The following is a 10,388-nucleotide window of genomic DNA, read 5'->3' as shown; positions in this document are numbered from 1 at the left end:
TCCGCTTGTCACTCGTTATTTCTGAAACTATTCGGGTTTTTAATTAAAAATGAAAAATTAGACTTACCATTTTAAACCCGGCCTATCGAAAATAGGGCGTAAAATTGGCAGTGCAGTAAGCGTTAAAAATTTTAGGCTGTTTGAGACCGATTGGAAATCGGGTGAGTTCCTAAAATTTAGCGTGCAAACCTACAATTTAGCACTAGTTTCGTAAGCCTAGACTTTTTTGCTACTTTTTTCGGCGATGGAAAAAAGTAGAGGATTAATAATTAGATATCTGTGGCTCTCGATTAGTAGCGTATTTTAATGGGAACTAAAAAAGTATTCGTTACTTTTCGACTTTGTCTCGATACTTCGCATTTTTGGTTTACCACCAAAAATCCGAAACTCGACCTGACAAGGTAGGTTATTTTACAAAAGGAGTAATTATAACTACTTTTCAAACCGGCCTATCGAAAATAGCGCGTAAAACTGGCAGCACCTTTTATATTTATTTGAATTCAATAACAGAAATATCCAGCAGCTCAATTCAAATAACGATTCAAAGCAGGGCTTTGCAATCTTTTTCTTCAGTATAACTTGTGTTTTGCGTAAAGAATTGGTGAAGCCTTGGAGCCAATTTAGCGAAATACAAGTAGTTTTCAGCAAAGCTGAAAAATACCTCAGAAAAAGTGTACTTTCTTTTGTTTCGTTTTCTCCTGTATCCGACGAGCGCAGCGAGAGGAATACACCGTAAAGAAAATGAAAATCAGGACATAGCAAAATTGATGAATTGTAATGATGTAGGTTTTGAAAACCTAATTAAACTCGCTACTTTTCAACTGCACTTCGATACTTCGCCTTTTTGTACTACCGTCCAAAAATCCGAAACTCGAACTGACAAGGCAGGTTATTTTACTAAAAAGTGATGATTACTACTATTTTTTAAAATTGGCCTATCGAAAATAGAGCGTAAAATTGGCAGTACTTTTTTATTCACGTGAATATAGAAATAACAATATCCAGCAGCCTAAATCAAATAGCGATTCAAAGCAGCGCTTTGCAATCTTTTTCTTCAGTATAACTTGTGTTTTGCGTAAAGAATTGGTGAAGCCTTGGAGCCAATTTAGCGAAATGCAAGTGGTTTTCAGCAAAGCTGAAAAATACCTCAGAAAAAGTGTACTTTCTTTTGTTTCGTTTTCTTTATACAAGTAAAGAAAATGAAAATTAGGACATAGCAAGATTGATGAATTGTTAAGATGTAGGTTTTGAAAAAGTAATTAAACTCGCTACTTTTCGACTGTGTCTCGATACTTCGCCTTTTTGTACTACCGTCCAATAATCCGAAACTCGAACTGACAGGGCAGGTTATTTTATGAAAATGTGATGATTACTACTATTTTTTAAAATCGGCCTATCGAAAATAGCGCGTAAAATTGGCAGTGCCACAAGCGTTGAAAATTTTAGGCTGTTTGAGACCGATTGGAAATCGGGTGAGTTCCTAAAATTTAGCTTGCAAACATACAATTTAGCCCTAGTTTCGTAAGCCTAGACTTTTTTGCTACTTTTTTCGGCAATGGAAAAAAGTAGAGGATTAAGAAATGGGTATTTTTAGTTTTCGATTAGCAGTTTATTTTAATGGAAACTATAAAAGTATTCGCTACTTTTCGTCCTGTTCTCGATACTTCACCTTTTTGTACTACCGTCCAAAAATCCGAAACTCGAACTGACAGGGTGTGTTTTAGAGTTATTTTATACACCAGCGGCCCACATCAAAAAGCGATTCAAAGCAGCGCTTTGCAATCTTTTTCTTCAGTATAACTTGTGTTTTGCGTGAAGAATTGGCGAAGCCTTGGAGCCAATTTAGCAAAATACAAGTGGTTTTCAGCTTGTCTGAAAAATACCTCAGAAAAAGTGTACTTTCTTTTGTTTCGTTTTCTTTATACAAGTAAAGAAAATGAAAATTAGGACATAGCAAGATTGATGAATTGTTAAGATGTAGGTTTTGAAAAAGTAATTAAACTCGCTACTTTTCGACGTGTTCTCGATACTTCGTATTTTTGTTCTAGCGCCCAAAAATCCGAAACTCGAACTGACAGGGCAGGGTTTAAACGCCTGTCACTTCGAGTGGGCCAGCTTAGCCAACAGGCATTTTTAATGCCGTAGTTGGACTTGCTGGGTTGTATCGAGAAGTAGTTTAATTAGAACTAAAAAAGTATTCGTTACTTTTCGACTGCACCTCGATACTTCGTATATTTGGTTTGATATAACGAGTTGGGCAACATTAGGAAAAACGAGCAATTTTTCGGATATTTATAAAATAATTTTAAGTAAAATGGCAACAATAGACAATATACGAAACGGATTGATTGACAAGATACTATCTATTAAAAACAAAGAATTTTTAGTCGCTCTTGATAAAATAATTACTTCAAGTTCATCGGAATCTGAAACGGTCGAATTGACCAAAGAGCAGAAAATAATGCTCGAAATGAGCGAACAAGATATAAAAGACGGAAAACTAATTTCCCAAGAGGCTATGAATAAAAGGAATTTGGAATGGCTAAACGCAATATAATTTGGACACGAACAGCTGACATTCAGTTCGTGGGAATTTTAGAATATTGGGTTAAAAAAAACAAATCAAATAGCTACTCAAAAAAACTTTTGAAATCGGTTTCGGAAAGAACAAAACAGATAGCCGAAAAACCATTAATTTACAAAGCAACAGATTTTAAAGACACAAGAGTTGCTTCATTAGGGAATTTTAGTATCTACTATAAATTTAATGACACAGAAATTATTATCACAGCTTTTTGGGACAATAGACAAAATCCGAAAAAACTTTTGAAAATATTGAAAGGCAAAAAATAACGTTGCACAACAATGACTATAAGTAATTGCTTGTTCTCGCCTACTTCTGAATCCCGAAGCATCGGGCTCGTGGATTTTCTATTCGGTTTTTATTTGGTAAATTAGATGATTAAACTAGCTAATTACTCCCAGCTAGGTTCGCTGTAGAGCAATTAAAAAAAAGTATATCAAGAAATGAATACCTACCAAAGCAAAAGTTCAATATTTGTAAAAATTGCCACTGCTAGCATTTTGATTGTAGTTACGATGATTGCAATAATGTTAACTACCACCGATAAAAGTTACGGTCTTATGGGTGGAGTTATTTTGAGTTTACTAATCTTTGGTTCTGTGATTTACTTTTACTCCAACTCTTTGAAAAAAATTATTATCGAAAAGGATTCAATTATTTTACAAAAAAACATCGGACAGATAAAGATTCTGAAGGTTGATATTATTGAAGTAAGCAGATTAAGCTATTCTAATTTGACAATGACTTATGGAAGTAAAGGCTTTTTTGGATTTATCGGCAAGACAATGGATGATTCCATCAGTCTTGTAAAAGACAGAAAAAATATGCTGCGCATTACAACGAAAAACAAAAAGTACCTCTTCAGCTCTCTTAATTCTGACCAATTGGTACAAGAAATGAAAAGGATCTACAATAACTAAACCTTTCCCAATAAAAAATCGGGGAAAGCTGTGTGGCCGGTAAAATTTGTGCCCACCAGTAGCGATTGTATCGCGTTCTTCTTACCCCATTTCAATCAATTGCTTACATTTTTAATTCTTAAAACAGCTAAAAACTCAACCCCTCATTCCCAATCAAAATCCAAATTCAAACCAAAAATGTGAAACTCGACATGACAAGGCGTGGTTTTCTTCAAAAAAATACAACTACTTTTTAAAACGGCCTATCGAAAATAGCGCGTAAAATTGGCAGTGCAGTAAACGTTAAAAATTTTAGGCTGTTTGAGACCGATTGGAAATCGGGTGAGTTCCTAAAATTTAGCTTGCAAACATACAATTTAGCGCTAGTTTCGTAAGCCTAGACTTTTTTGCTACTTTTTTCGGCGATGGAAAAAAGTAGAGGATTAAAAATGGATTTCTTTGTTTTTTGATTAGCAGTTTATTATAATAGGAAGTAAAAATGTTTTCACTACTTTTCGACTTGTTCTCGATACTTCGAATTTTTGGTTTACCACCAAAAATCCGAAACTCGAACTGACAAGGCAGGTTTTAAACTGCTATTTATTTAGTGCGACCTTAAGGGAGTCCCGAGTATTCGGGGCTTCAATACACGGGTGTTTACCTACCGCCTAAAAATCCGAAACTCGGTGTGACAAGGCAGGTATTAAATTGAAGATAATAAAAGCCTAATTAAAAAGCCTTAACGTATTTTAACAAGTGCTCTCTAATTTTGTTAAATGCAGCCTAAATAAGAAATTATTAAGAATAACGCAGGTATTGTATTTGTACTTTAGTCAAAGATTAAAGCAATGACGTCATTTTTTTTTAATCTGTAAGTCAATTAACACAAACTAAAAACTGAATATTATGATACGTTGGATCGTTATTTTTTTAATTATCGCCTTAGTTGCGGCCGTTCTAGGCTTTGGAGGCATTGCCGAAGGAGCTGCTGATATTGCCCAAATCATCTTTTATATCTTTATAATACTACTAGTAATCTCGCTGGTGATGCGCCTATTGCGTAAATAATAAGTCATATTGGGTGCTAATAGTATGCTATGCTATTGGCATCCTTTTTTATTGCTCAATACTTCGGGCGTTGAGTTGCACTACCTGCTGATTTTCACAGCTAACCGATAATTCTATAGGATTGCAACAGATCTCACAATCTTCAATATAAGTCTGACTCTGTGAAGGGTCTATCAACATGCTGATTTCTTCCCAGCAATACGGACATTGAAAAAAGTGTTCTTCCATAACTTAGGTGTTAATCGCCTTGTTTTTCGTCTATTTCCAGTTGCACCGCCTCCCAATCGTTCATCAAAGCTTGCAAGCGTTTTTTCTTTTTCTCATACCGATCAAAAAACTGCGTATCTGCCACGGTTTGGTCGTAGTCGGTTGCTAAAGCCACATCGTCTTCTTTGATTTCCCGCTCCAATTGGTTGATCTTAGATTCTATATTACTTAATCTGTTTTGTAAAGACTTTAATTGCTTTTGCTCGGCATAGCTTAATTTTTCTTTTGAGGCTACCGCTTGCGCGGATTTTTTCTCGGGCTGACTTTTCTTTTCTACTTCACGAAGGTTTTCTACCTTACGTTCGGCCAAATAATCGTCTATATCGCCCAAATATTCTTTGATCTGATGGTCTTTAAACTCCAATACCCGCTGGGTGAGTCCTTGCAAGAAATCCCTATCGTGCGAAATTACAATCAGCGTACCTTCAAATTGAATCAGCGCTTCTTTAAGCACCTGTTTCGATTGTATATCCAAGTGGTTGGTAGGCTCATCCATTACCAGCACGTTAAGCGGTTGCAACAACATTTTGGCTAAAGCCAAACGGTTACGCTCTCCACCCGATAGCACCTTTACCTTTTTTTCTATATCATCACCACGAAACAAGAAGGCTCCTAGAATATCGCGTACGCGGGTGCGGTTTTTCTCGTTGGCCGCATCGATCATAGTTTGGTGTACGCTAATATCACCATCTAGGTATTCTGCTTGGTTCTGGGCGAAATAACCAATTTGTACATTATGCCCCAGTTTGAGTTCGCCCTCATAACCGATTTCTCCCACAATGATTTTGGCTAAAGTGGATTTACCCTGACCGTTTTGACCTACAAAAGCCGTTTTGCTGTTACGTTCTACAATCATCGAGAAGTCTTTAAAAACTTGATTATCGCCATAAGACTTGCCCAATTGCTTGGCTTCTAAAATGATTTTACCCGGATTTACCGATACCGGAAACTGCAGGTTCATCACACTATGGTCGTCTTGGTCTACTTCAATCCGATCGATTTTGTCGAGTTTCTTGATAAGCGACTGCGCCATAGAAGCTTTAGAGGCTTTGGCCCTAAACTTTTCGATGAGTTTTTCGGTTTGCTCGATTTCCTTTTGCTGATTTTTTTGTGCTGCCAACTGCTGTTCTTTGCGTTCGGCACGTAGTTTAAGATATTGGGTGTAAGGCTTGTTATAATCGTAGATACTGCCTAAACTGATTTCGATAGTACGGTTGGTTACATTATCTAAGAACATCTTATCGTGCGAAACAATCACCACGCATCCGCTAGTGGTTTTTAAAAAATCTTCTAACCACAAAATGCTTTCGATATCCAAGTGGTTGGTCGGCTCATCCAATAGTAACACGTCGTTGTTCTGCAAAAGCAATTTAGCCAATTCTATACGCATACGCCAACCTCCACTAAAGCTTTCGGTAGGTTTATCGAAATCGCTTCGGCTAAAGCCAAGACCCTGCAACACCCTTTCGGTATCGCCTTGGTAATTGTAACCGCCTAACATTTCGTATTGCTGCTGCACGTCGTTCACCGCCACCATCAGCTCGTGGTATTCTTCGCTCTCATAATCGGTGCGTGTAGCCAATTGGTGGTTGATTTCTTCCTGTTGGCGCTCTAGGGCTTTGATTTTAGTAAATGCTTGGTAGGCCTCTTCAAGTACACTGCGTCCCGCCTCAAAATCTATATCCTGTCGCAAGAAACCGATTTGTAAATCTTTGGTCTTAGCCAGTTGTCCCTCACTGGGTTCTAGATCGCCGGCCAAAACTTTGAGCATAGTCGATTTTCCAGCTCCGTTTTTACCGACTAGACCCACGCGATCGCCGGCATTTAAACGATAGGAAATGGACTCAAATAGGTATTCCCCTTGAAAACTGACACTTAATTGATGGATATTTAGCATTTGTGTAACCTTTGTAACCTTAATTATGGCAAAGATGACTAATTTTGTAGTGCAAAAAAAGAAAGCTATGAAATTTCTAAAAGGATCGAAGTTGTACAGCATATTCACGGGTACCTGCCCGGTGTGCCAAGAAGAAAGTATGTATAAAGATAGTAACCCCTATCACTTAAACAAGGTTTTTGAAATGCAGGAGCATTGTGGGCACTGCGGAACTAAATACAAAATAGAGCCTTCGTTTTTTTATGGTGCCATGTATGTAAGTTATGCTTTGGGAGTAGCCTTTTCTGTAGCTGCTTTTATCATTAGCTATGTGTTTATCGGCAGCAGCCTAATGACCAGTTTTTACGTGATTATAGGTACGCTAATTGTCTTGATGCCGATTATCATGCGTTGGTCGCGCAATATTTGGATCAATTTCTTTTTAAGCTATGACCCTAAGGCTGTAGAGAAGCATAAAAACGCTCAATAGCCAATTCGCTAGGTAGGGACTGTTGTTTTTCGCTATAAGCTACCAGCATACGGCCCATTTCGGGTGCGTACAAAATCCCTCGGCTACCAAAACCGTTGAGCACATACAATTGCTCGTGTTCTTGGTGCCTACCCATAACCGGTTTTCGGTCGCCCAATGTAGGACGTACGCCTGCCAGCTGATCGACAACCTCAAAATCGCAGTTTATAATTTGGTTTAGCTTTTTTATGATTTCGCTTTTTGCGGATGCGCTGGGTTGCTCATCTTCAAATTTACGTGCATAAGTAGCCCCCACCTTATAGCGATTATCGCCTAAGGGAATGATAAAATACCCGGCCTTTACCACTTGCTCTAATTGCAATTGCGGAGAATGGATAATCAAATACTCGCCCTTATTGGGTACAATAGGTAAATCTTTGAAATAGGGATTATTTTTGATTTGTGCCCCTTCACAAAACACCAGTTTATCGGCTTTTAAATTAGCATATTGCACTCCGTCTTCGCGGATTTCTAACTGCTGGTAATCGAATTCAGCGGCTGTATAAGCCTTTTGTTGCTGCAATTCCTTTTTTTGATTTTGGAGTAACTGAGCGATATTCAGTAAACCCGTGCCTTGGGTTTGGCCCGCTTGGTGTTCCGCTTCTAGACCCTTAGGCAATGTTTTAACCAACTCACTGGCCAGAAAAGCTTTGGCTTTTGGGCGTTCACATGCCATAAACCAATCGTTTTGCTCTTGTTTATTTTTAAAAGGCCTCAGGAACGGCATAGGAGTAAACGGATTCAGTTCAAAAGACTGGTACACTTGCATTGCCTGTTCATACCAATACTCCCCTTTCCAACTCATATTGAATTTCTTTAGAACAATCGGATTTACGAGTCCGCCAGCCACCAAGGAAGCCGAATTTTTAGCTGCATCGATTACATGAAACGACCGCTTTGCTTCTTTAAGCGCTTGATGTACGGCAAAACCTGCCAGGCCATAGCCTACAATGAGGTAGTTTACTTTTTTCATAAGGCAAAGGTAGGATTTTGTCTTGATTATTATGCGTTCTTATTAATCAGGGATTTTGTTAATAGTTTTTTGGTTCTATGGTTTTAAAAAAACACAAACTTGAACTGACAAGGTAGGTTTTAAACGCCCTGTCACTTCGAGTGGCGCGGCCTAGGCAACAGGTATTTTAATGCCGTAGTTGGACTTGCTGCGTTGTATCGAGAAGTGATTTAATGGAAACTAAAAAGTATTCGTTACTTTTCGACTTGTTCTCGATACACGTTCTTATGGCTCTCGCCATAAAATCGCACTCGAGCTGACAAAGTAGGTTTTAAACGCCCTGTCACACACCAGCAGCCTGCAGTAAAAGCGTTTCAAAGCAGGGCTTTGCAATCTTTTTCTTCAGTATAACTTGTGTTTTGCGTTAAAAATTGGTGAAGCCTTGGAGCCAATTTAGCAAAATACAAGTGGTTTTCAGCTTGTCTGAAAAATACCTCAGAAAAAGTGTACTTTCTTTTGTTTCGTTTTCTCCTGTATCCGACGAGCGCAGCGAGAGGAATACACCGTAAAGAAAATGAAAATTAGAACATAGCAAGATTGATAAATTGTAAGAAAGTAGGTTATGAAACAATGAATAAATTCGCAACTTTTCGACCTGTTCTCGATACTTCGCATTTTTGGTTTACCAACAAAAATGCGAAACTCGAACTGACAAGGTAGGTTTTAGAGTTATTTTACACACCTGCAGCCCAATTCAAAAAGCGATTCAAAGCAGGGCTTTGAAATCTTTTTCTTCAGTATAACTTATGTTTTGCGTGAAGAATTGGTGAAGCCTTGGAGCCAATTTAGCGAAATACAAGTGGTTTTCAGCTTGTCTGAAAAATACCTCAGAAAAAGTGTACTTTCTTTTGTTTCGTTTTCTCCTGTATCCGACGAGCGCAGCGAGAGGAATACACCGTAAAGAAAATGAAAATTAAGACATAGCAAGATTGATGAATTGTAATAAAGTAGGTTATGAAACAATGAATAAATTCGCAACTTTTCGACCTGTTCTCGATACTTCGCATTTTTGGTTTACCACCAAAAATGCGAAACTCGAACTGACAAGGTAGGTTTTAGAGTTATTTTACACACCTGCAGCCCAATTCAAAAAGCGATTCAAAGCAGAGCTTTGCAATCTTTTTCTTCAGTATAACTTGTGTTTTGCGTGAAGAATTGGTGAAGCCTTGGAGGCAATTTAGCGAAATACAAGTGGTTTTCAGCAAAGCTGAAAAATACCTCAGAAAAAGTGTACTTTCTTTTGTTTCGTTTTCTCCTGTATCCGACGAGCCCAGCGAGAGGAATACACCGTAAAGAAAATGAAAATTAGGACATAGTATTATTGATGTGTTGTTGTGATGTAGGTTTTGAAAAAGTAAATAAACCCGCTACTTTTCGACTTCACTTCGATACACGGGTGTTTGTCTATCGCCAAAAACCCGCACTCAGTGTGACAAGGTGGGTTTTATTCAAACTTTTTTTTCGAAAGATTACGTAGATCATTAAATTCAGAGTTTATTAAGGCTATCTTTTTACGCCTGGACCATATTTTAATTTGTTTTTCTTTGGCTATTGCCAAGTTTACCTCTGTAAAACTCGTTAAATAAACTAATTGAACTGGTAATCGCTTAGCGGTATAAGCCTTTGGCTCACAAGCTGTATTGTGTTCAATCATTCTTTTTTTGATATCTGAAGTTATTCCAGTATAGTAAGAATTATCATTACACGCTAAAATATAAACATAATATAGACGCATCCAATACCTAAACTTTAATACGATTAATTTAAGGAAAATATTTTATATCTAAATTTTCTTTTACAAATCATAAAATCAAACTTAATTAAACTCGCTACTTTTCGACTTGTTCTCGATACTTCGCATTTTTGTTCTACCGCCCAAAAACCCGAAACTCGAACTGACAAGGCGTGGTTTAGAGTTATTTCATACAACAGAAGCCCACGTAAAAAAGCGTTTCAAAGCAGGGCTTTGTAATCTTTTTCTTCAGTATAACTTGTGTTTTGCGTTTAAAATTGGTGAAGCCTTGGAGCCAATTTAGCAAAATGGAAGTGGTTTTCAGCTTGTCTGAAAAATACCTAAGAAAAAGTGTACTTTCTTTTGTTTCGTTTTCTCCTGTATCCGACGAGCGAAGCGAGAGGAATACACCGTAAAGAAA

At 37.6% G+C, this 10,388-nt stretch carries 9 protein-coding genes; 5 read left to right on the top strand and 4 right to left on the bottom strand.

The window, feature by feature from the left end:
- The first annotated feature begins 2,314 nt into the window (after window positions 1-2,314).
- From FT993_RS03050 to FT993_RS03035, 4 genes are all read left to right on the top strand, one after another.
- Window positions 2,315-2,557, top strand: a complete 243-nt coding sequence (locus FT993_RS03050) for a hypothetical protein (protein WP_147861074.1) — start codon at window positions 2,315-2,317, stop codon at window positions 2,555-2,557.
- Window positions 2,539-2,853: a type II toxin-antitoxin system RelE/ParE family toxin gene (locus FT993_RS03045; RefSeq protein WP_147861073.1), complete on the top strand. Its 315-nt coding sequence runs from the start codon at window positions 2,539-2,541 to the stop codon at window positions 2,851-2,853. The genes FT993_RS03050 and FT993_RS03045 overlap by 19 nt, the downstream gene beginning before the upstream one ends.
- A 174-nt stretch (window positions 2,854-3,027) precedes the next feature.
- A complete protein-coding gene (locus FT993_RS03040; RefSeq protein WP_147861072.1) occupies window positions 3,028-3,504 on the top strand; it encodes a PH domain-containing protein in 477 nt (158 codons plus the stop codon).
- 885 nt (window positions 3,505-4,389) lie between these two features.
- Window positions 4,390-4,551 carry a DUF1328 domain-containing protein gene (locus tag FT993_RS03035; protein WP_147861071.1) on the top strand — a complete coding sequence of 54 codons (162 nt, stop codon included), beginning with the start codon at window positions 4,390-4,392 and terminating at the stop codon, window positions 4,549-4,551.
- Window positions 4,552-4,599: 48 nt separating this feature from the next.
- On the opposite strand, the gene FT993_RS03030 is transcribed toward FT993_RS03035, so the two are convergent.
- Together FT993_RS03030 and FT993_RS03025 are read right to left on the bottom strand one after the other, a co-directional pair.
- Entirely contained in the window at window positions 4,600-4,779 is a 180-nt protein-coding gene (locus FT993_RS03030) for a CPXCG motif-containing cysteine-rich protein (RefSeq protein ID WP_147861070.1), read from the bottom strand.
- Window positions 4,780-4,789: 10 nt separating this feature from the next.
- Window positions 4,790-6,715 (bottom strand): ABC-F family ATP-binding cassette domain-containing protein, encoded by a 1,926-nt coding sequence (locus tag FT993_RS03025; protein WP_147861069.1) that lies wholly within the window; start codon window positions 6,713-6,715, stop codon window positions 4,790-4,792.
- Window positions 6,716-6,782: 67 nt separating this feature from the next.
- Between FT993_RS03025 and FT993_RS03020 the strand changes: the two genes are divergently transcribed.
- A complete protein-coding gene (locus tag FT993_RS03020) occupies window positions 6,783-7,184 on the top strand; it encodes a DUF983 domain-containing protein (protein WP_147861068.1) in 402 nt (133 codons plus the stop codon).
- On the opposite strand, the gene FT993_RS03015 is transcribed toward FT993_RS03020, so the two are convergent.
- Both FT993_RS03015 and FT993_RS03010 read right to left on the bottom strand, forming a co-directional pair.
- On the bottom strand, window positions 7,150-8,196 hold the full coding sequence (locus FT993_RS03015) for an FAD-binding oxidoreductase (RefSeq protein ID WP_147861067.1): 1,047 nt from the start codon (window positions 8,194-8,196) through the stop codon (window positions 7,150-7,152). The two genes, FT993_RS03020 and FT993_RS03015, sit on opposite strands and share 35 nt — an antisense overlap.
- 1,483 nt (window positions 8,197-9,679) lie before the next feature.
- Window positions 9,680-9,970, bottom strand: a complete 291-nt coding sequence (locus tag FT993_RS03010) for a GIY-YIG nuclease family protein (RefSeq protein WP_147861066.1) — start codon at window positions 9,968-9,970, stop codon at window positions 9,680-9,682.
- Window positions 9,971-10,388 lie beyond the last annotated feature (418 nt).

Origin of the sequence: Mesonia sp. HuA40 (assembly GCF_008017835.1) — a bacterium.
In the GTDB taxonomy this organism is placed as follows: Bacteria; Bacteroidota; Bacteroidia; order Flavobacteriales; family Flavobacteriaceae; genus Mesonia.
This window is presented reverse-complemented; position numbering and strand designations above follow the sequence as displayed.